General features: G+C 72.5%; 16 protein-coding genes. 6 read left to right on the top strand and 10 right to left on the bottom strand.

Translation table 11 applies throughout. The annotated features are described in order from the left end of the window. Positions 1-163 precede the first annotated feature (163 nt). The 5 genes from ABZ434_RS17670 to ABZ434_RS17650 all read left to right on the top strand — a co-directional run bounded on the left by ABZ434_RS17670 (position 164) and on the right by ABZ434_RS17650 (position 7,374). Positions 164-1,831, top strand: a complete 1,668-nt coding sequence (locus ABZ434_RS17670) for an IclR family transcriptional regulator C-terminal domain-containing protein (RefSeq protein WP_359136944.1) — start codon at positions 164-166, stop codon at positions 1,829-1,831. A gap of 186 nt (positions 1,832-2,017) precedes the next feature. Further along, the gene (locus ABZ434_RS17665; protein ID WP_359136941.1) at positions 2,018-2,980 is read left to right on the top strand and encodes a quinone oxidoreductase; all 963 of its coding nucleotides are present in this window, start codon (positions 2,018-2,020) and stop codon (positions 2,978-2,980) included. Between the two features lie 71 nt (positions 2,981-3,051). Beyond that, positions 3,052-3,648, top strand: a complete 597-nt coding sequence (locus ABZ434_RS17660; protein ID WP_359136939.1) for a TetR family transcriptional regulator — start codon at positions 3,052-3,054, stop codon at positions 3,646-3,648. Positions 3,649-3,997: 349 nt separating this feature from the next. After that, on the top strand, positions 3,998-5,632 hold the full coding sequence (gene abc-f / locus ABZ434_RS17655; RefSeq protein ID WP_359136936.1) for a ribosomal protection-like ABC-F family protein: 1,635 nt from the start codon (positions 3,998-4,000) through the stop codon (positions 5,630-5,632). A gap of 77 nt (positions 5,633-5,709) precedes the next feature. Next, positions 5,710-7,374: an ABC-F family ATP-binding cassette domain-containing protein gene (locus ABZ434_RS17650; RefSeq protein ID WP_359136933.1), complete on the top strand. Its 1,665-nt coding sequence runs from the start codon at positions 5,710-5,712 to the stop codon at positions 7,372-7,374. 313 nt (positions 7,375-7,687) lie between these two features. On the opposite strand, the gene ABZ434_RS17645 is transcribed toward ABZ434_RS17650, so the two are convergent. From ABZ434_RS17645 to ABZ434_RS17600, 10 genes are all read right to left on the bottom strand, one after another. After that, positions 7,688-10,174 (bottom strand): hypothetical protein, encoded by a 2,487-nt coding sequence (locus ABZ434_RS17645; RefSeq protein WP_359136930.1) that lies wholly within the window; start codon positions 10,172-10,174, stop codon positions 7,688-7,690. Then, complete coding sequence (locus tag ABZ434_RS17640; protein WP_359136927.1) at positions 10,161-10,961, bottom strand: STAS domain-containing protein; 801 nt, start codon at positions 10,959-10,961, stop codon at positions 10,161-10,163. Before ABZ434_RS17640 ends, ABZ434_RS17645 begins: the two co-directional genes overlap by 14 nt. Positions 10,962-11,023: 62 nt before the next feature. Beyond that, complete coding sequence (locus ABZ434_RS17635; RefSeq protein WP_359136924.1) at positions 11,024-11,587, bottom strand: hypothetical protein; 564 nt, start codon at positions 11,585-11,587, stop codon at positions 11,024-11,026. Positions 11,588-11,681: 94 nt separating this feature from the next. Next, positions 11,682-13,871, bottom strand: a complete 2,190-nt coding sequence (locus ABZ434_RS17630; RefSeq protein ID WP_359136921.1) for an alpha-galactosidase — start codon at positions 13,869-13,871, stop codon at positions 11,682-11,684. Between the two features lie 61 nt (positions 13,872-13,932). After that, positions 13,933-14,700 carry an NPP1 family protein gene (locus tag ABZ434_RS17625; protein WP_359136918.1) on the bottom strand — a complete coding sequence of 256 codons (768 nt, stop codon included), beginning with the start codon at positions 14,698-14,700 and terminating at the stop codon, positions 13,933-13,935. A 305-nt stretch (positions 14,701-15,005) separates the two neighbouring features. Further along, entirely contained in the window at positions 15,006-15,827 is an 822-nt protein-coding gene (locus ABZ434_RS17620; protein ID WP_359136916.1) for a hypothetical protein, read from the bottom strand. A 316-nt stretch (positions 15,828-16,143) separates the two neighbouring features. Further along, the gene (locus ABZ434_RS17615; RefSeq protein WP_359136913.1) at positions 16,144-17,280 is read right to left on the bottom strand and encodes an XdhC/CoxI family protein; all 1,137 of its coding nucleotides are present in this window, start codon (positions 17,278-17,280) and stop codon (positions 16,144-16,146) included. Next, positions 17,273-19,435 carry a xanthine dehydrogenase family protein molybdopterin-binding subunit gene (locus ABZ434_RS17610; protein ID WP_359136910.1) on the bottom strand — a complete coding sequence of 721 codons (2,163 nt, stop codon included), beginning with the start codon at positions 19,433-19,435 and terminating at the stop codon, positions 17,273-17,275. Before ABZ434_RS17610 ends, ABZ434_RS17615 begins: the two co-directional genes overlap by 8 nt. Next, positions 19,432-20,424, bottom strand: coding sequence for a xanthine dehydrogenase family protein subunit M (locus tag ABZ434_RS17605; RefSeq protein WP_359136908.1), 993 nt, complete (start codon positions 20,422-20,424; stop codon positions 19,432-19,434). Before ABZ434_RS17605 ends, ABZ434_RS17610 begins: the two co-directional genes overlap by 4 nt. Further along, positions 20,421-20,978 carry a 2Fe-2S iron-sulfur cluster-binding protein gene (locus ABZ434_RS17600; protein WP_359136905.1) on the bottom strand — a complete coding sequence of 186 codons (558 nt, stop codon included), beginning with the start codon at positions 20,976-20,978 and terminating at the stop codon, positions 20,421-20,423. The genes ABZ434_RS17605 and ABZ434_RS17600 overlap by 4 nt, the downstream gene beginning before the upstream one ends. A gap of 238 nt (positions 20,979-21,216) precedes the next feature. On the opposite strand from ABZ434_RS17600, the gene ABZ434_RS17595 reads away from it, so the two are divergent. After that, complete coding sequence (locus ABZ434_RS17595) at positions 21,217-21,816, top strand: TetR/AcrR family transcriptional regulator (protein ID WP_359136902.1); 600 nt, start codon at positions 21,217-21,219, stop codon at positions 21,814-21,816. Positions 21,817-21,836: the final 20 nt, after the last annotated feature.

Here is a 21,836-nt window from a genome sequence, read left to right as displayed (position 1 = left end):
CCTCACTTGTTCGCATAGTGAAGTTTCCTTCACTATTCTTGGCCCCGGAGTCTGCCGCCCGCCCGGATCCCTGTCAACGGTCGGCGGCTCACCACTCCGACCGGACCGCCCCTCACCTGCCGGTGTTCACTACTGTGTCCCCACGACGCACGACGGAGAGCCGATGTCACCGACCCACACACTCCAGCAGACCGAGACGTCGGCGCCGGCCGAAGCCGTGGCCCCGCTCATGCGCGGCATCGCGGTCCTGCGCCGGCTCACCGACGAGGGCGGGACGATGAGCCCCAGTTCCATCGAGCGCGCCACCGGCCTCGCCCGGTCCACCGTCGACCGGATCACCGCGACCCTGGCCCGCATGGAGTACGTACGGGTGGACGGACGCGAGGTCACGCTCGCCCCGCACCTGATGGAACTGGGCAACGCCTACCTCTCCGCCCTCCGCCTCCCGTCGCTGCTCGGCGGACGCGCCGACGCGCTGGCCGGCGAGCTCGACGAGTCGGTGTCCCTCGCGGTCGGCGACGGCGACGGGATCCGCTTCGTCCATCAGGCCACCCGGCGTCGCGCGATGTCGCTGAGCTTCCGCATCGGGGACCTGCTGCCCGCCGAACGCACCGCCCCCGGACCGCTGTTGGCAGCCGACTGGGATGCGCGGGAGTGGCAGCGGTGGCGGGAGCAGCGGGCCGCGGCCCCGGAGGGCCTGGCCTTCACCGTCGTGCCTCCGCATGCGCCTTCGGACGAGAGGGAGTTCGCCTTGCGTGCGGAGCGGGCGCGCCACGACGGCTGGGCTCTCGACGACCAGCTGATCGAGCCCGGCCTCGTCGCCCTCGCCGCACCGGTGCGCTCCCCCGGGGGTGAGGTGGCCTGCTTCGTCAGCGTCGTGAGCCACACCAGCCGGCACACCGCGGCCTCGCTGCGCGACACCCTGCTGCCCCGCGTGCTGGCGGCCGCGGCAGCCATGGAGCAGGACCTCCGGCAGGCCCCGCCCGCGGTCGCGCCGGACTCCTCCCCGGCGCTGGCGTCCTGGACCGGCGCCTCCAAACAGGAACTGGGCCGCGAGTTCATCGAGTCGCTCGCACGCGGTCTGACCGTGCTGGCCGCGTTCGGCGAGGGCCGGGACACGCTGACGCTGACCGACGTGGCCCGTGCCACCGGGCTGGCCAGGGCCACTGCCCGGCGCGCCCTGATCACCCTGGAACACCTCGGTTACGTCACCGTCCGGGGCCGGGACCACCGCCTCACCGCGCGCGTGCTGGCCCTCGGCTACCCGCCGCTGTCCGTCGCGACGCTGCCACAGATCGCCCAGCCCCACCTGGCCGCGCTGACCGGCCAGGTCCGGGACTCGGCCTCGCTCGCGATCCTCATCGGCGACGACATCCAGTACACCGGTCGCGTGGCGACCCGGCGCATCATGAACGTCCACATCACGGTCGGCACGCGCTTCCCGGCGCACGCGACCTCAATGGGCCGCGTCCTGCTCGCCGCGCTGTCCCGGGCGGAACGCGAGACCCGTCTCGCCGGCGCGGAACCGCGCGCCCTGACCCCGCACACCGTCACCCGGCCCGACGAGCTCCGCGCCACCCTGGAGCGTGTGAGGCAAGACGGATACGCGCTGGTCGACGAAGAGTTGGAGGTGGGGCTGCGTTCGGTGGCGGTCCCCGTCCACGACCGCCGCGGCACGGTGGTGGCAGCGGTCAACGTGGCCATGCACAGCAGCAGCCGCACGCTCGAGGAGTGCGTCCGGGATGTGCTGCCCCGCCTGCGCACTGCGGCCGGATTCATCGAGGCGGACCTCCACATCACCGAACGGTTCGTACGGGTCCCGGCGATGTGATCCCGGCGGGCGCCCGCCCGACACGAACACGTCGCACGTACCCCAGCCCGAAGGACCCCTGCCGACCTCTCGTACCTCCGGGCGCCCCAGCAGACTGGACTTGCGGGTCCATTTTTGCGTTTCTACGGTGCTCATACGTCGTCCTCGTGAACGGACCACGGCCAACTTCGAGAGAGGCGCACCCTCATGCACGCTGTCCACATCGGGCGACACGGCGGACCCGAGGTTCTGACCTGGACCGAAATGCCGGACCCCACCCCCGCCCCCGGCCAGGCGCTGGTCAGGCTCGGCGTCGCCGGAGTGAACTTCATGGACGTCGGCGCCCGCGCGGGCGGAGCCCCGGGGTGGGCCGCCCCCACCGTCCTGGGTGTCGAGGGCATGGGTTACGTGACCGGGCTGGGCGATGGCGTCGAGAACGTGGCCGTCGGCGACCGGGTCGCCTGGTTCTACCACCCGGGCAGCTACGCGGAGCTCCTGGCGGTGCCCGCGGACACGCTGGTCAAGGTCCCCGACGGGGTGCCGGACGAGACGGCTGCCGCGGTGATGATGCAGGGGCTCACGGCGAATCACTTCACCACGGAGACGTACGCCGTCCGGCCCGGCGACACGGCCGTGGTGCACGCGGCAGCAGGAGGCGTGGGGCTGATGCTCACCCAGATGATCAAGGCGCGTGGAGGCCGGGTCATCGGCCTCGTGTCCCGCGCGGACAAGGCTGCCGCGGCCGAGGAGGCCGGAGCCGACCATGTCCTCGTGTCGTCAGGAGCCGGGTTCGAGGGCCGGGTGAAGGAGCTGACGGACGGCGCGGGCGCCCACGTGGTGTACGACGGTGGCGGCAGCGCCACGTTCCGGTCCTCGCAGCTCTCCCTGCGGCTGCACGGAGTGCACGCCTACTACGGCCCCTTCATGGGCATCCCGTCACTTTCCGTGACCGATCTGCCGAACAGCATCCTGTTGACATACCCGACCGTGCAGCACCACGTCCCCACCCGGGAAGCGCTGGTCACCCGGACCGCGGAGGTCTTCCGGATGGTCCAGGAGGGGCACGTCTCTCCGCGCGTCGGAGGCCGCTACGCCCTCCACGACGCGCCACAGGCACACACGGACCTCGAATCCCGCAGGACCACCGGGAAGCTGCTGCTCCTCCCCTGACCCGCGCACACCGGGCCCCGGCCACCGCACAGCGGTTCAATGGACTCCCCGTCCCGGACAGGAGAAGCATCGTGCCGTTGACTCCCAAGGGGGCCGCGACCAAGCAGCGCATCGTCGAGGGTGCCGCCACGGCGATCCGGCGACAGGGCGTGTTCGCGCTGACGCTCGACGACGTCCTGGCAGCCACCGCGACCAGCAAGAGCCAGCTGTTCCACTACTTCCCCGGCGGGAAGGACGAGCTGATGCTGGCCGTCGCCCGCCACGAGGCGGACCGGGTGATCGGCGACCAGCAGCCGGAACTCGGCGCCCTCACCTCGTGGGCGGCCTGGCAGAGCTGGCGGGACAAGGTGGTCGCCCGCTACCGCGAGCAGGGCAGGGAGTGCCCGCTCGACATCGCGGTGTCACAGATCGGATCGGCGACGGCGGGCGCGCAGTCCGTCGCCGTCGGACTGCTCGACCACTGGCAGGCCGAGCTGGCCGCGGGCATCCGGCACATGCAGTCCATCGGTGAGGTCGACGCCGACCGGGACGCGGACCGCGCGGCGGCGGCGCTGCTGGCCGGCATCCAGGGAGGCGTGGTGATCCTCCTGTCCACCGGCCGCCTGGGACACCTCGAAGCGGCCCTGGACCAAGGGATCGCCGATCTGCGCCGCCGGGTGACCGCGTGAGCCCTCGCGCACGGACAGGCGCCGCCGGGCGGCCGCGTGAGCCCTCGCGCACGGACAGGCGCCGCCGGGCGGCCGCGTGAGCCCTCGCGCCGGATCGCGGGACGACGCGCGCGAAAACCGTAAGGCCGTGAAGCGGCTCGACTGCTAAGATCGTCGGGCTGTTCAGCGTGTACCGAGGAGACCAGACATGGCAGGCGACGACGACATCTCCGGGTGATACCCGGAGCCGATCGGCCACCGCGGGCGCCCAGGGGCGCCACCGCAGTGGCCATGTCGTTGTTCCCCTTTTGGCCACTCCTCCGGGGCGGCAGTCCGTGCCGACCCCGGATTCACACGCGAGGTCTTCCGTATGTCCGACGCATCCATCATCTGCTCGAACCTCTCCTTCTCCTGGCCCGACGACACCCCCGTCTTCGCCGATCTCTCCTTCACCGTGGGCATCGGCCGCACCGGCCTGGTCGCACCCAACGGGTCCGGCAAGAGCACCCTGCTCAAGCTGATCGCCGGGGAGCTGCGCCCCGCAGCCGGTTCCGTTTCCGTGGGCGGCACGCTCGGCTACCTCCCGCAGAGCCTGCCCCTGACCGGTGACCTGTCGGTGGCCGAGGTCCTGGGCGTCGAGGCGGTGATCCGCGCGCTGGACGCCGTCGAGTCCGGCGACGTGGGCGAGGAGCATTTCGCCGTCATCGGTGACGACTGGGACATCGAGGAGCGCACCCGCGCCCAACTGGACCGGCTCGGGCTGGAGGGCCTCTCGCTCGACCGCAGCATCGGCACGCTCAGCGGCGGTCAGGTCGTCTCGCTCGGTCTGGCCGCCCAGTTGCTGAAGCAGCCCGATGTACTCCTGCTCGACGAACCCACCAACAACCTCGACATCGACGCGCGCCGCACACTCCACGACACACTGGCGGCGTGGAACGGCACCCTGCTCCTCGTCAGCCACGACCGCGCGCTGCTCGACCGCATGGATCGCATCGCCGAGCTCCACCCGGACGGACTGAACCTGTACGGGGGCAACTTCACCGCCTACGAGGAGTCCGTGCGGGCGGAGCAGGAAGTGGCCGAGAAGAACGTCCGCAATGCCGAACAGGAGCTGAAGCGGGAGAAGCGGGAGCTGCAGCAGGCCCGTGAGCGGGCCGAGCGCCGCGCGAGCAACGCGGCCCGCAACCTCAAGAGCGCGGGCCTGCCCCGCATCTTCGCCGGGAACATGAAGAGGGGCGCCCAGGAGTCCGCGGGCCGGGCGGGTCAGACACATGCCGCCCGGGTCGGCGAGGCCAAGGCGCGGCTGGACGAGGCGGGCCGTGCCGTACGCGACGAACAGCGCATCACCCTCGACCTCCCGGAAACCGACGTCCCCGCAGGTCGCACCGTCCTGCTCGGTGAACGGATGCGTGTCCGCCACGGCGACCAGGAGCAGTTCGCCGGCCAAGGCGTCGACCTGACGATCCGGGGCCCCGAGCGCATCGCGCTCACCGGTCCCAACGGGGCGGGCAAGAGCACCCTGTTGCGCCTGATCAACGGCGATCTGCCGCTGGACGGCGGAGATATCAGGCGGGCCGACGGACGGATCGCCTACCTCTCGCAACGCCTCGATCTGCTCGACCTCGACCGCACGGTGGCGGAGAACTTCGCCGTGTTCGCACCGCACCGGTCGGAGGCGGAGCGGATGAACCTGCTCGCGCGCTTCCTGTTCCGCGGCGACCGCGCCCACCTGCCCGTCGGTGTGCTGTCCGGCGGCGAACGGCTGCGGGCCACCCTGGCCTGTGTCCTGTGCGCGGAGCCGGCCCCGCAGTTGCTGCTCCTGGACGAGCCGACCAACAACCTCGACCTGGTCAGCGCCGATCAGCTGGAGAGCGCGCTGGGTTCCTACCGGGGGGCGTTCGTGGTCGTCAGCCATGACGAGCGGTTCCTCGAACGGATCGGGGTGCAACGGTGGCTGAGGCTGGCCGACGGGGCCCTGGTGGAGACCGGAGCGCCGCAGACGTGACCCCCTGACGTGCCGTCCTGGCCCGCGCCGAGGCCCAGCGCCCGGCGGGCCGAGTACCCCTCACGTCGGAGTCAGCCATGAGCAACCCCACGCCCCCGCCCGCCCTGCTCGCACACGACCTCGTCCGCACCTTCGGCGCGCGGCGCGTACTGGACGGGGTGTCACTCATCGCGCCGCCCGGCCACCGCATCGGCCTGATCGGGGAGAACGGGGTCGGCAAGTCGACCCTGCTGCGGCTCCTCGCCGGGACGGACGAACCCGAATCCGGCAGCGTCACCCGGCCCCCCGATGTGGGCTTCCTGCACCAGGAGATGGCGTTCGACACGGGGTCGACGATCGCCGACGTGCTGGACGACGCCCTCCGCGAGGCCCGGGCGGACCTGGCGGAGCTCGACCGGCTCTCCGCCCTGCTCGCCCATACCCCCCAGAGCTCCCCGGACCACGCCCTGCTGATGGAGGCGTACGGGGGCCGGCTGCAACAGGCCGAGGAACGCGAGACGTGGGACGCCGACCGGCGCGCCGCGATCCTGCTCACCGGGCTCGGCCTCGCGGCTCTGCCGCACGGGCGGACGCTCGGTTCGCTCTCGGGCGGGCAGCGCGGCCGTCTGGCACTCGCCGCGTTGCTGGTGCGACGCCCCTCCGCCCTGCTGCTGGACGAGCCGACCAACCACCTCGACGACGAGGCCGCCGCCTTCGTCGAGGAGCAACTGCGCACCTTGCCGGGTCCCGTGGTGATCGCCAGTCACGACCGTGCCTTCCTCGACGCCGTCTGCACGGATCTGATCGACCTCGATCCGGCCGTCGACGGCCCCGTACGGTACGGCGGCGACTACAGCGCCTACCTGACCGAGAAACGGGCCGAACGGGCGCGCTGGGAGCGCCGCCATGCCGAGGAACAGCAGGAACTTCGGACGCTGCGGCACTCGGCGGACGTGACCGCGCGCATGGTCGCGCCCGACCGCGGTCCGCGCGACAACGAGAAGATGGGGTACGGCCTGCGGGCCGGCCGCGTGCAGAGTCAGATCGCGCGCCGGGTCCGCAACGCCTCCCGCCGGCTGGAGGAGCTGGAGCGCAACCGGATCGGCGAGCCGCCCCCACCCCTTCGGTTCCGGTACACCTCTGTGGCCGGGCCGTCGGCACCGGGCACCCTCCTGTCCCTGCGGGCCGTACGTGTCCCCGGGCGCCTGGCCGTCGACCGCCTCGACGTCACGGCGACCGAGCGCCTGCTGGTCACGGGCGGCAACGGAGCGGGAAAGTCGACGCTCCTCGCGGTGCTCGCCGGGGGCCTCGCGGCCGGTGGTCTCGCCGTCGAGGGTGAGGTGGGCCGGCGGCCGGGGCTGACGGTGGGGATGCTCACCCAGGACACGGAGTTCGCCCGGCCGGAGCGAACCGTCCGGGAGACGTACGAGAAGGCGCTGGGCGTAGAACGGGCCGAGAAGGTTCCGCTGGCCTCGCTCGGCCTGCTGCACGAGGGAGACCTCGACAAACCGGTGGCACATGTGTCGGCCGGCCAGCGCCGCAGGCTCGCCCTCGCCGTGCTGACTGCACGCCCACCGCAGCTCCTGCTGCTGGACGAGCCCACGAACCACCTGTCCCCGCGCCTGTGCGACGAACTGGAGGAGGCCCTGGGAACCGGCCCCGGCGCCGTCGTCCTGGCCAGCCACGACCGCTGGCTGCGCAGGCGCTGGCAGGGCAGGGAACTCCGGCTGCACCCGGCACTGGAGGACCGGGGCACAGGGTGAGCATCACACCCGGCACGGGAGGACCAGGCCACAGCATGAGCATCACACCCAGCACGGAGGACCAGGCCACAGCATGAGCATCACACCCAGCACGGAGGACCAGGCCACAGCGTGAGCATCACACCCAGCACGGACGACCAGGCCACAGCGTGAGCATCACACCCGGCGCGGAAGGCCCGGGGCCTGCACGGACGAGCGCCCGCCCCGCGATGCCGTTCGCAGCATCGCGGGGCCCGTGCTTCGGGCGGTCGGCGCTCGCCCGCCGGGCTCCGGGCTACGGGCTACGGGCTACGGGCTACGGGACAGGAGCTCATCACTCCGCCGGCAGCCCCGTCCTGCGCAGCCGCTCCACCGTCTGTGCCGAGGTCGCGCGGGGGGCCTGGACCGCCAACGCCGACAGCAGCGCTTCCCAGGCGTCGGGGAGTCCCGCGTCCACGGCCGACCGGTAGGCGGCGCAGGCCTCGGCCGGCCTGCGCTGTTCCAGGTACAGGGCGCCGAGCGCGGCGTACGCCTCCGTGTCACCGGCCTCGCAGCCACGGATGTAGGCGCGTTCAGCGGCAGCGGGGTCGCCCCGTTCCTCCCGTGTGCGGCCCAGCGCGGTCCAGGCGTCAAAGGCGCCGAGGGCTCCGGCCCGCAGCACCGCTCGCCTGGATCCGTCCCGGTCGCCCGCCCGCTCCCGCATCCGGGACAGCGCGGCCCACGCCGCGGCGGAGCCCCGGTCCGCGGCGAGGTCTGCGGCACTCTCCGCGCCCGCCGTGTCCCCGGCGCGTTCCCGGCCGCGCGCCAGCGCGATCCACGCCTCCACGTCTCCGGCGCGCGCCGCCTCCTCGGCGGCACGTGCGGCGCCCGTGTCGTCACCGCGTTCCTCGCGGTCTTCGGCGAGCGCGGTCCAGGCCTCCGGATCGCCGGTGCGCACCGCCTGCGCCGCCGCCTCCTCGGCGGCGACGCCGTTGCCTTCCGACTCGGCGAGCAAGGCCAGTTCTCGCCAGGCCGCGCCGACGCCGAGGGCCGCGGCCTCCCGATGGGCAGCGGCCGCCCCCGACACGTCCCCGTCCGTATGGCGCAGTCGAGCAAGCAGGGACCAGCCTTCGGCACTGCCGCCGTCCGCACCCCCCGTGGCCGCGGCCACGGCTGACGCGGGGTCACCGAGCGACCAGTGCAGCCGTACAAGGCGCGCCCACGCGGCTGTGACGCCCAGACCGGCCGCCCGCGCGGCGTGCTCCACCGCCCCCTGGGGATCGCCCGCGCGCTCGGCGACCTGCGCGAGCCCGATGTGCCCCCACCCGTCACCGACGCCCGCTGCCTGCGCGAACGCCTCGGCCGCCGCCGGGCCGTCATGTGCCGCGCGCATCCGGCCCAGCGTCCGCCAGGCGAGCGGCTGCCCCGCATCCGCTGCCAGGGCCGCGACGGCGTCCGCGGCTGCCGGGTCCCCCTCCTCCTCGCGGATACGGGCCATGGCCGGCCACGCCCACACATCGCCCGCTCCGGCTGCGTGCCGGTAGGCGTCGTAGGCGGCAGGCCGGTCGCCCCCGCCCTCCCTCGACACCGCAAGAGCCGCCCAGGCCACGGGGTCCGTCGCGGCCGTCTCCTCGGCGGCGGCCCGGCCGTCGGTGGTCTCCCGCAGCACCGCCCAGGCGGCCCGGGCCCGGTCGTGCCCCCGGCTGACGGCGTTCTCGTACAGCACGGCGGCACAGCCGTAGCGGCGGCGCCGTTCGGCGGCCCGGCCGAAGGTGTAGAGGTCATCGGCGGTCCTGGCCCAGGAGGCGCCGGCCCAGAGTTCGGCCGGCGGCGCCCGGTGCGCCCTGACCCGCCGGATGTGCTGTTCCAGGTAGTCGTCCGGCCGGTAGCTGTCCGGGGCGCCGACACCCGGCTCGTGCCGCTCGGCGACGAGCGGTGCCGGACCCCGTCCTGCGGCCGTCAGTGCGCCGATCGCCACAGAGAACCAGTCCTCGCCCGCGGTCGCACGGGCGGTGGCGTCCATGAACCCGGCCGCGGCCTCCCTCAGCAAACCCTTGGGGACCGCGCCGGCGGGCCCGAGCCTGCGCGCCTCGACGGCCGCCGTCAGCACGGCGTGTTCGGGAGCGGTGAACCACTGGTCCGGCCCCATGTCCCAGCATCGGACCAACTCCGGCCCTCCGGTGAGGTGTTGCAACACGCGGTTGCCGGGTCCGGCCGCCCGGACAGCGGCGGCGATGCGCGGGTCGCGGGCAGCCGCGGCGGCCACGGCCGGGGTGTCGGCGGGCAGCGTGTCCGGCACGGTGATCATCGCGTGCCGCCCGGTCAGCAGAGCCCTGACGAGAGGAGCTTCGTCCTCGCCGTCCCGTCGGTTCTCGGTCAGCCGCCTCAGGTGTTCGGGCCACATGGTGCCGACCACCGCGAGCGGCGCCACCCGGTCGAGCAGCTGTCTCAACGCCCTGGCGGCCCGCTCGCCCGGGGCCCCGTTCAGATAGCGCTGGGCCTCGTCGAGCCACAGCACGGTCCGGGGGCCGATGTCAGCGGCGATCAGGTCGTCCGTGTCCGCGGGGTGCACGACTGGCCAGTCGGGCAGGACGGCCGCCACCGCCTCGTAGGCGGCACGGGTCTTGCCGCTCGCGGAGCGGCCCACCAGCAGGACGAACACGGCGTCGTTCGTGGCGGCGGTGTGGGCCAGCCGCTGGCGCAGGGTCTCGTCGTGGGGGCGGGGAAGGTATTCCGTCAGCGGCTGGTCGGCGGATCCGTCCCGGCCGGGGGCGAGGTGGACTCCGAGACGTACGGGGTCCCACCGGGAGGCGGTGCGCCCCGGCGCTTCATCGTCGGACATACGCTCCGGACGCCTCCCGCCCGATGGTCTCGACGGCGCGGTCCACCGTCTCGAATATGGGAAACACCTTGGTCAGCCCGGTGATCCGGAATGCTTTCAGTACCGGTTCGGACGACGCCACCAGCGCCACCCGACCGTCGAAGGCGCGGACCCTCTTCAGACCGCCGACGATCACCCCAAGTCCGGTCGAATCGATGAAGTCGACATGAGTCAGATCCATGATCAAGTAACACCGCCCCTGACTCACCAGGTCGGCCATCAGCTTGCGCAGGGGTGCCACGTTGGAAACGCCCAGATTTCCCGGCTCTCCGCCCATGACCCTCACCAGGGTGATGTCCTCGGAGAGGTGTTCGTACGTGTGGTCGCCGGCAGCGACGACGGCCTTCGCCGTTGCGCGACGCCGGCGGGCCCGGTCCTCGACGCTCTCCTTCGCGTAGGAGGCCGCGAGCTCCTCGACCGCGCTCGACACGGTGTCACGGACGGGCAGGGACTCGCGCAGGCCCACCCTGGCCAACATGCCACGCGCCTGCTTGTTCGGGGCGGCCATCACGAGGGCCCCGCCCGCGAAGTGCACACGCTTGAAAATCCCGCCGAGCATGGTGAAGCCCGAGTAGTCGACGGAGCGGATCGCACCCAGGTCGACGACGAGGACAATCCGGCCCTCGCCGATCAACTGGCAGAGCACCTGCCTCAGTTCCGGCGCGCCGGCGCTGTCCAGCCCACTGTCCTGGCGCGCGCCCTCCACCCGTACGACGGTGACGCCGTCGCGCTGATCCTCGTAAGACACCTTCAGGTGCAACCTGCCCCCCCATCATCTCGGGCACTGCGGATCATATCTCCCCCGTACGCCTACACAGGGGTGAGCGCGGCCCGGGCCGCATCAAGGAACTCAGCTTGCGCTACGGAGTGTTGGGCTCCAGGGGCTGCGATGCCGAGTGAACTCCGCAGAGTCTCCCCCGCCACCGCCACGCCGGCCGGCCCTTCCAGACGTACGACATTGAGCGCCTCCCCGACCGCGCCCATCGCACTGTCGTAGTCCCGTCGGCGCAGTGCCTCGTCCGAGGTGCCGATGGCGCTCCGCCAGGCGGCGAGCGCCTGTTGGGCGCTGTCGGTACGGCTCAGATACGTGACGTAGGCCGCTCTGCGCACCGCCCGCTGGTCCGCGAGCGTCTGCTCGGCGAGAGTCCGCCGAGCGACATCCAACTGGGCCGTGGCCTGGAGTTGCCCGGCGTCCCAGGCGGCGGCTGCCTGTTGGCGTCCGGCTTCCCACGCGGCGGCTGCCTGACGCTCGCCCGCCGCCCAGGCGGCCGAGGCCTGACGCTTGGCGGCGGCGAGCGTGAGCACCCCGGTCAGCGCTCCTCCGCCCATGGCGGCCCCCGCGGCAATCAGAGCCGTCACCACAGCCTCGTCCACCGCTGTCCCCCTCCAGTCGCACCGGACGCCGAGTGCCACGAACACTACGGACCCGGCCCTGCCATCATGCCCGGGGACCATGACGGAGGACGCGTCAGTGCGCCGGATCCGTTGCCACGGCCTCGATCAGCAGGGCCTGACCCGGGTTGAGCGTCGGCATGGGCAGTCCCGCGCCGGTCAGTACCGTGCCGGGCATCGGTACCCAGTCCTCGACCGCCGCCCGGTACCAGGCGGGGGCGACGACCTGGTGCACGGAGGGCAGTCCGGCCTCCGCGCGGATGCGGACCCGGTAGGGCCGGCCGGGGGCGAGACCGGGGAGGGGGACGCGGCCCGACTGGGCCGGCACGGAGGTCTCCGTCCGTGCCCAGCAGTACAGGGCGGTGCCGGCGTCCGGTGCGACGACGCCGTGCAGGTACGTCGCGTCGTCCGCGAGGTCCGCCCTGACGACCCGTCCACCGTGCAGCAGCCCCCGTACCTCCTTGTAGAGCGCCGCCCACCTCGTCAGGGCCTCCCGCTCCGCAGGCGTGCGCGCCGTCAGGTCGTCCTCGATGCCCGCGTGCCCGAACAGTGCGGTGATCAGACGGAACGAGTCGTCGGCGACCCGGCCCGTCGTATGGCTGCGGGGGCCCCCGACATGGGCGCCGATCAGCTCGGGCGGAAGCAGCTGCCCCGTCCAGCGCTGGATGGACTGGCGCTCCACCGGGTCGTTGCAGTCCGAGGCCCACACCCGGTCCGTGCGGGCGAGGACGCCGAGGTCGACGCGCCCGCCGCCGCTGGAGCACGATTCGATCTCCAGGCCGGGCCGGCGGGACCTGAGCGTGTCCATCAGCCGGTACAGGGCGCGCGTCTGAGCATGGACCCCCGGCCGGTCACCGCCGTGCGTGTCGCGGTGGACGGCCTCGTGCAGTTCCCGGTTGTGGTCCCACTTCAGGTAGTCGATGCCGTACTCGGCGACGAGGGCGTCCAGCGACTCCAGCAGATAGGCGAACGCCTCCTCGTGGCCCACGTTCAGGACGTACTGGTGGCGGGAACTAGGCCCGAGGCCCGCGGAGGGGCCGAGGATCCAGTCCGGGTGCTCGCGCGCGAGGCGGGACCGGAGGTTCACCATCTCCGGCTCCACCCAGAGTCCGAACTGCATGCCGTGGGCGTGTACCCGGTCCGCCAGCGGGGCCAGGCCCTGGGGCCACATCTCCGGGTCGACCCTCCAGTCGCCGAGTCCGGCCGTGTCGTCGCGGCGGCCGAGGAACCAGCCGTCGTCCAGGACGAGGCGCTCCACCCCCACCGCGGCAGCGGCGTCGGCCAGCGCGAGGAGCCGTTCGGGGCGGTGGTCGAAGTAGACCGCCTCCCAGGTGTTCAGGGTCAGCGGCCGTGGGGACGACGGGTGCCCGGGCCGGGAACGGAGCATCGTGTGGAACCGGCCGGCGAGCCCGTCGAGGCCTTCGGCCGACCAGGCGAAGAAGCACTCGGGCGAGGTGTAGCTGTCGCCCGGGGCGAGCCGGATCTCGCCCGGTGTGAGCAGTTCGCCACCGCCCAGGACGCCGCCGTGCACCCCCGCGCCCTCGGGCAGCCGTTCCGCGAGCCAGCGCTGGTTGCCGCTCCAGCCGACGTGCAGCGCCCAGACCTCGCCCGTACGGAATCCGAACCCGGGGACGCCGACCGTCAGCAGATGGGGCGCGTCGAGCCCGGGGCGTCCCCGGCGGACCTCGCGCACGTGGGCTGCGAAGGCGAGCCGGCCTCGCTGCGGGGAACGTTCGCGGCACCACTTGCCGGTGAAGTCCAGGATCTCCTGGGCGCGGTTGGGCAGGGGGAGCAGGGCGGTGGTGGCGGCGAGGTCGTACGGAGCGGGGCCGGGGGCTCCGGCCGGGGCGGACATCCGGGTGCGCACGGCCAGGACCCCGGACGGGTCGAGTCGGTAAGTGAGGGTGAGGTCGAGCCCGGCGTCGGTGTCCCGGAGCGCGAGCACCAGAACGTCCGGATTCTCCTGGGCGCCGGTCATCGTGACGCGGGGCGTGGTGGCCGTCCCACCCCGGTGGCCCTCGTGGGCAGGGGTGCCTGACCATCCGTCGGCCTGGGTGGGCCAGACCGTGAACTGCCGCGGCTCGTCGAGCGCGCAGTGGAGCGAGGCCGCGTCCGCCGACAGCGCCAGGGCCGCGAGACCTTCGTCGGTCAGCTCCCCGAGGTCCTCGCCCCAGTGCAGGATGCGGGGCAGCGGAGTGCTGAGCTCGACGGCGAAACTCACCCCTGCCGCGCGCAGATGTGCGATCCGGGTGGTGTTGCGGGTCATGCCGTGTCCTCTCGGAACCGGTGAGGGCGGCGATTCGTTTCGCCGCTCTGTTCGCGACCGGTCAGGCGTAGGGGTCGAAGGGGATCCCGGCGGGCTTCGCTTTGGCCAGGTGGCCGGCGAAGTTGCCGTCCTTGAGGCCGAGGACCGCACTGCCGAAGTCGGCCTGCACCAGCTTCTCCCGGATGCCGGCGGGGTAGCCGTCCCAGCCGACCAGGTCGGGGAACTGCCACTGGTGGTAGTGGTTCTCCGGCGGCTCGTCGCCCGTGGTCGCGCGGCGGAAGCAGTGCGTCCCTATTCCGTCCTTGTGGTAGACGACCTTGGGGTGCGTCCCGTCCCACAGCATGCCGTCCCTGCCGTACACGTTGAAATCGCCGTGGGCGGACGTGGACACGTACTTCGCCTCGTCGCCCTGGACCCACACCACGACGTGCTCCCAGTCGTGGCGGTGTCCGCCGAGTCCGCTGCCGGCCACGGCCTGGTCCTTCTCGAAGTAGAGGCCGTACATGATGGCGCACCAGCCGTTGTTGCACAGGGAACGTGCGTAGCTGTTGGTGTTGTCCAGGTCCCAGGAGTCGTGGCAGCTCCCGTTGACGGCACCGGTGGTCTTCAGTCCGGGAGCGACTGTTCCGTCGGCGCCGATGGCGGGTGTGGGATAGCAGCCGTCGCCGTCGTAGTCGAAGGCGGGCTGGAACGTCTGCTCCAGCCCGTTCGCGTTCGCGGGCAGCGCGCCCGGGACGGCGGCGAACGCGCTGCCGGACGCGGCGACGACCAGCACCGCCGCGGCGGCCAGGGGAAGTAACGCCTTACGGAGTCGTCCTGTGTTCTTCACTGCTTCCTCCTGCTTCACGCCTGCCGGACACAGCCATGCCATGGCATGCCCATGTCCAAGCTCACGGAACCCCCTCGCACCCGGCAGCGGCAACCCCGGCGACGACGCTCACGCGTGGTCCGCGAAGCAGTGGGCGGCTATGCGGCGGGTGGGACAGCCGAGCCGCTCGTCCGTGAGCAGGCGCACGAGGAACTCGCCCCTACCGCACTCGTATCGCTTCCAGGTATCGACGTCCGTACGGTCGACTACGGTCCAGTCGTCCGGATCGGCCGCACTCTGTCCGAAGCAGTGGCGTCGCGCGCGGATCAGCGCAGTAGCGCTGCGCGCAAAGTGACGCCGTGCCGCGTACGCAGCCGCCGCAGCTCCCACAGCGCCGCGGCGGTGACGGTCAGCGGGGCTCCGAGGATGAACACCGCCCGAACCCCGAACGGCACACCGTCGTAGGAGCCCCGGAGTACGTCGAAGAGGGCGACTTCCCAGACGAGCAGTGTGGCGAGCAGCGGTGGAACCGTCTCGTGAAGGTCTGCGGTCCTGAAGACGTGTACGAGCGCCTGCGCGATGCCGTAGAGAGCGAAGGGTGCGAGCCAGAGGAGGAAGGCACCCAGGGCGAACAGCACCGCCACCCGTCCTGCCGACGCGGTCCAGTCCGTGTTCTCGTCCACGTACCCCAGACCTGTGATGAGTCTGGGCACGGCGAGCGTGGCGACCAGGGCGAGCAGCGCGCCGACGGGCTTGGCCGCGCGGCGCAGGAACACGCGCCGGTTGGGCGGGCGGGCCGCCATGACGAACGCGGCCACGGCGACCGGGAAGGTCACCCCCAGCGCGATGAGGGTGGTACGGATCTGGCCGAATCGGTCGTCGACCACGGCATCCGCGTCCGCTGCCTGCCCGTACGACAACAGCATCCACGTGACAGCGATCAGGCCGACGACCGTCCGCAGGACCTGGACCCTCTTCACCACCGGATCGAACACCCGGTCCGGCCGGGACGGCGTGAACACCGCGCGCCCCACAGCGATCGGGTTGAAGAGACGACCGAAGGTCAGCCGGCGTGCCGGCCGGCCCACACCGGGCAGCGGTCCTCCCCCGTACGGATTCCACGGCGCCCCTCCCCCGCCACCGCTCATCCCCGGATCCCTCCTGCCGTTGTTGCGACACGCAGTCGCCGACGTCACGAGCCAGGGCTTCCAGGCACGCCACGCGCACGAAGTGCCTTGCCCCGCGCTTTCCCTTGGGAGCCTATCCGTTCGCCATCGGTCGGGAGCGTGGCCCGCTACGCGACAATCACTACGAGTGGGGCGACGTGCACGGGGAATGCTGCGGCAACCCCTTCGAAGCCCTCCTCAGTGGTGCGATGCAGGCCACGTCACCCCGAAGCGCCCGTCAACTCCTGCGGATCATCGGCCGGTTCGACGACCGAGGCCGGCCCGGGAACGGACGGCGCTAGGCGCTCCTGACGCTGAGGCTCATCGTGTCGACGTCATGGTGAATGGGCGTCCGCGATCCGGTCAGCGGAGCGCCCGTTCCGCCCCGGCGCTCCGCCACGATCTCCGCCGCGATGGACAGGGCGGTCTCCTCCGGCGTACGGGCGCCGAGATCGAGGCCGATCGGGGAACGCAGGCGGTCCAACTCGTCCTCACTCACGCCGACTTCGCGCAGCCGTCGATTGCGGTCCTCGTGCGTGCGGCGCGAGCCCATCGCGCCGACGTACGCGACCGGCAGACGCAGCGCCGTCTCCAGCAGCGGAATGTCGAACCTTGCGTCATGGGTGAGCACGCACAGGACGGTGCGCTCATCGGTGGCGGTGCGCCCGAGGTACCGGTGCGGCCAGTCGACCACCACCTCGTCCGCCTCGGGGAAGCGGGCCCGGGTGGCGAAGACGGGCCGGGCGTCGCACACCGTCACATGGTGGCCGAGGAACTTCCCCGCCCGAACGAGCGCCGTCGCGAAGTCGACGGCGCCGAACACGATCATCCGTGGCGGCGGCACGCTCGACTCCACGAACAGCGTCAGGCCACCCGGGCAGCTCGTCCCGTCCTCCGCGATCTCCACGGTGCCGGTGCGACCGGCGTCCAGAAGCGCCCGGGCCTCCGCGGCCGCCCTGCCGTCCAGGGCCGGACGCCCGTCAAGGCTGCCCTCGTAGGACCCGTCGCCCCGGACCAGCAACGCCCGGCCGAGCAGCCCCTCGGGCCCACGGGCCACCCTCGCGAGCGCCACCGGGTCGTCGCGGCCGGCCGCCGACAACGCCGCTCCGAGCACCCACTCCTCGGAGCGCACGGGTGCGACCAGGACATCGATGACGCCGCCGCAGGTGAGCCCCACGGCGAAGGCGTCCTCGTCGCTGTACCCGAACCGCTCCCGCACCGTCCGGCCGTCCTGGAGTGCCTGGACGCACAGTTCGTACACGGCGCCCTCCACGCAGCCACCGGAGACCGAACCGATGGCGGTGCCTTCGCCGTCGACCGCCATGGCCGCGCCCGGGGCCCGTGGCGCGCTGCCGTCGACCGCGACCACGGTGGCGACGGCGAAGTCGCGGCCCTCCTCGGACCAACGGTGAAGGGCCTGCGCGATGTCAAGCACCCGGGGCTTCCTCCGCAGACCGCAGGCGTGCCTCTTCCGCGGCGGCGAGGACGCGGTCGGGGCGGATCGGCAGGCGGCGGTGGCGTACACCGGTCGCGTGCCACACCGCGTTGGCGATCGCGGCTGCGACGCCCACGATGCCGATCTCACCGATGCCCTTGATCCCCACCGGGTCCTCGGGGTCGTGGTCGTCCACCCAGTCCGCCTCGATGTGCTGCACGTCGGCGTGGGCGGCGACGTGGTAACCGGCCAGGTCGGCGTTGACGTAACCGCCGGACGCCGCGTCGCGGACCGCCTCCTCGTGCAGGGCCATGGAGAGCCCCCAGGTCATGCCGCCGACGAGCTGGCTGCGGGCGGTGAGCGGGTTGACGATGGTGCCGGCGGCGAAGATGCCGAGCAGCCTGCGCACCCGTACCTCACCGGTGGTGATGTCCACGGCGGCCTCGGCGAACTGCGCTCCGTAGGAGTGCCGTTCCTTCTGCGCCATGGCGCCGATGGCTTCGCCGGTGTCCGAGCGGGTGGTGATGCCCTCCGGCGGAATGGATCCGCCGAGGGCGAGCAGTTCCCGCATGTCGTCCGCGGCCAGCCGCACCGCCCAGGCCCAGGAGCGCGTGCCCATGGAGCCCCCGGCGATCCACGCCGGGCCGAGGTCGCTGTCCCCGAGTCGTACGCGGATCCGGGCGGGGTCCACCTGCAGCGCGTCCGCGGCGACCGCGAGCATCGCGGTCCGCGCCCCGGTCCCGATGTCCGCCGCGTTGATCCCCACGGTGAAGTGGCCGTCCGGCTCCGCCGTCACGGCCGCCGTGGACGGGCCCACGCCCGCGGGAAAGGACGCCGCCGCCATGCCGGTGCCCAGGAGCCAGCGCCCCTCGCGGCGCAGCCCCGGACGGGGGTCCCGGCCGGCCCAGCCGAAGCGGCGTGCGCCTTCCTCGAAGCAGGCGAGCTGGTTGCGGCGGCTGAAGGCGAGCCCCGACACAGGCCCTGCCACGGGCTGGTTGCGCACGCGCAGCTCGATCGGGTCCAGACCGCACTTCTCGGCCAGCTCGTCGACGGCCGACTCGAGGGCGAAGGAACCGGGCGCCTCGCCCGGCGCCCGCATCCAGGTGGGGGTCGGCACGTCGAGCCGCACCAGCCGGTGTCCCGTGCGATGGGCGTCCGCGTCGTACATCGTGCGGCCCACACCGGCGCTCGACTCGACGAACTCGTGCACGGTCGATGTGAGGCTCAGCGCCTGGTGGTCGAAGGCCCGCAGCCGGCCCCCGGCGTCGGCTCCGAGCGTCACGCGCTGCACGGTGGGGCTGCGGAATCCGACGAGCGAGAACATCTGGCGGCGCGTCAGCACGACGCGGACAGGCCGGTGAAGGAGGGTCGTGGCCATGACGGCGGCCACCTGGTGGGGTGCCAGGCCCTTCGATCCGAAGCCGCCGCCTACGTGCTCGGAGCGCACCCGGACGGATGCAGGATCGAGGGAGAAGAGCGACGCGAGTTCGCTCGCCACCCAGAAGGTGCCCTGGTTGGAGTCGAGGACATCCAGCCGGCCGCCCTCCCACCGGGCCGTCGCCGCGTGCGGCTCCATGGAGTTGTGGTGCTCCTCCGGGGTGGAGTACTCCTCGTCCACGACGAAGGCCGCCTCCCGGAGCCGGGCCCGGAGATCTCCCTTCGTGGTGTCGGCCTGGGCCATCACGTTCTCGTCGGGGGTGTACGCACCGGAGTGGCCGGCCACGAAACCCACGTCGTGCGGCTCCTCCTCGTAGCGCACCACCAGCGCCTCGGCGGCCTCCCGTGCCTGCTCGGACGTCTCGGCGACGACCAGTGCCACGGGCCAGCCCATGAAGGGCACCCGGTCGTGCTGGAAGATCCCGACGACCGGGTTGGGCGGTCCCAGCATGCCCGTGTACGCGGTGTCGACACGCGGCGCGTTCGCGTGGTGGAGCACGGTGAGGACACCGGGCATGGCCCGTACGGGGGCGTCCTCCACGGACCGGATCCGCCCGCGGGCCACGGTCGACAGCACCAGCCAGCCGTGGGCGAGTTCGGCGAAGGGGACCTCTCCGGCGTAGCGGGCCGCGCCGGTGACCTTGTCCCTGCCTTCCACGCGCGTACGGGCGGAGCCGACAGCTCCCGTCACGGTGGTGTTCTCGGCAGTGGTGGTCATCGGGCGTCCTCCTCGGCGAGTTCGGTGAGCACGGCCGTCACCAGGTTGCGCATCAGGGTCACCTTGTATCCGTTCTCGGCAAGGGGCTCGGCGGCTGCCAGTTCGGCGTCCGCCGCCGCGGCGAACGCGGCCGCGTCCGCGGGGCCGCCGGTCAGTGCGCGTTCGGCCGCGCGGGCCCGCCAGGGCCGGGACGCCACCGCCCCCAGTGCCAGGCGCACTTCGTGTACGACACCGTCCTGGACATCGAGCGCCGCTGCTACGGAGCCGATCGCGAACGCGAAGGAGGCGCGCTCGCGCACCTTCCGGTAGCGGGAGTGGGCGGCGACGGGGGCCGGCGGCACGGTGACACCGGTGATCAACGCGCCGGGCGGCAGAGCCGTCTCGATGTGCGGGGTCTCCCCCACCGGCAGGTAGAAGTCGGCGAGCGGCAACTCGCCCGGCCCGTCCGCGGTTTCGTACGTGATCACGGCGTCGAAGGCCGCGAGCGCGACCGCCATGTCGGAGGGGTGCGTCGCCACGCAGTGCTCGGAGGCGCCGAGGATGGCGTGGTTGTGGTGCTCGCCCACCCGGGCGGGGCAACCACTTCCGGGCGTCCGCTTGTTGCACGGTTTCGCGACGTCGCCGAAGTAGCCGCAGCGGGTCCGTTGGAGCAGGTTCCCGCCGACGGTGGCCATGTTGCGCAGCTGGCCGGAGGCTCCCGCCAGCACGGCCTGCGCCAGGGCCGGGTAGTGCCGACGGACCTCGGCATGGGCGGCGAGGTCGCTGTTGGTGACGGTCGCGCCGATGCGCAGTCCGGCGTCGGGCGTGAACACGACGTCGCCGAGCGGGAGTTCCTGGACGTCGACGAGGAGCGTCGGCCGTTCCACGCCGGCCTTCATCAGGTCGACGAGATTGGTTCCGCCGCCGAGGAGCCGGGCGTCGGGGTCCTCCGCGAGGAGCGCCACGGCGCCGGAGACGTCGAAGACACGCTCGTATCCGAATTCCCTCATGCCACGGCCCCCTCGGCGTCGGCCGCCGAGATCTCAGCCGCGCGCGCCACGGCCTGCACGATCGACATGTAGGCACCGCAGCGGCAGAGGTTGCCGCTCATCCGCTCGCGGATCTCCTCGGCGGTGAGGGCGGGCACCCCCGCCTCCGGCCGGACGTCGTCGGTCACGGCGCTCGGCCAGCCCGCCGCGTGTTCCTCGATCACCGCGAGCGCCGAACAGATCTGGCCCGGGGTGCAGTAACCGCACTGATAGCCGTCGAGGTCGAGGAAGGCCTGCTGCACGGGGTGCAGCCGGTCCCCGTCGGCGACACCTTCGATGGTGGTGATCGCGCGCCCCTCGGCGGCGACCGCGAGCTGCAGGCAGGAGACGGTCCGTCGCCCGTCGAGCAGCACCGTGCAGGCACCGCACTGCCCCTGGTCGCACCCCTTCTTGGTGCCGGTCATGTCGAGGCGCTCGCGCAGGGCGTCGAGGAGGGTGGTGCGGTGGTCGACGGGCAGCGTGTACTTTTCGCCATTGATGTTCAGGGTGATGGCACTGGACGTCGATGGGGCCATGATCAGCCTTCTTTCGCCTGTTTATGCGCGTCGAACGTGATGCTCCCGGCAGCCGTACCGGGAGGGAGAGGGCAGTACGGGCGGGGGTGGGCGACCGGGGAACACGGTCGCCCACAAGGGCCGGATCTACCGCTAGGATGGGGTGAAGCGGACAGCTGTCCGCTTATCTGTCGAACCTAGCGGACAGTTGTCCGCTTAGCAAGGCCGGCTCGGCGTCGTGTTTCCGGAAGGAGGAGGCGTGGACGAGGAGAAGAGCACGCCCCAGCGTCCGGACGCGCAGCGGAACCGCGAGCGCATCCTGGCCGTCGCCCTCGTGGAGCTGACGCGGTCGGCGGACGCTCCGGTGAGCGCGATCGCGAAGAAGGCGGGCGTCGGGCAGGGGACGTTCTACCGGAACTTCCCCAACCGTGAGGCGCTCGTCCTGGAGGTCTACCGCTACGAGATGCAGCAGGTCGCCGACACCGCGGCCCAGTTGCTCGGGACCCGCACCCCCGACCGCGCCCTGCGCGAGTGGATGGACCGGCTCGCGCAGTACGCCATGGCCAAGGCGGGTCTGGCCGTCGCCCTGCGCGCGACCGCGAGCAGGTACGGCAGCCTCGCGCAACTGGGCCACGGCCCGGTGACCCGCGGCATCACGCTCCTGCTGCGGGCGAACGACGAGGCGGGCACCATCCGCCCGGGGGTGACCCCCGACGACTTCCTGCTCGCCATCGCCGGTCTCTGGCAGCTCGACCCGCACAGCGACTGGCAGCCGAGGGCCGCCCGGCTGCTCGACCTCGTGATGGACGGGCTGAGGGCAGGGGCGCCCGGCGCGGACGGGCCGTCGGCGCAGGCATAGGAACAGCGCCGCTGCCCATG

The sequence above is a fragment of the Streptomyces sp. NPDC005761 genome (genome assembly GCF_040630635.1).
In the GTDB taxonomy this organism is placed as follows: domain Bacteria; phylum Actinomycetota; class Actinomycetes; order Streptomycetales; family Streptomycetaceae; genus Streptomyces.
The sequence above is the reverse complement of the archived record's forward strand: the minus strand, read 5'-3'. Positions and strand labels throughout refer to the sequence as shown.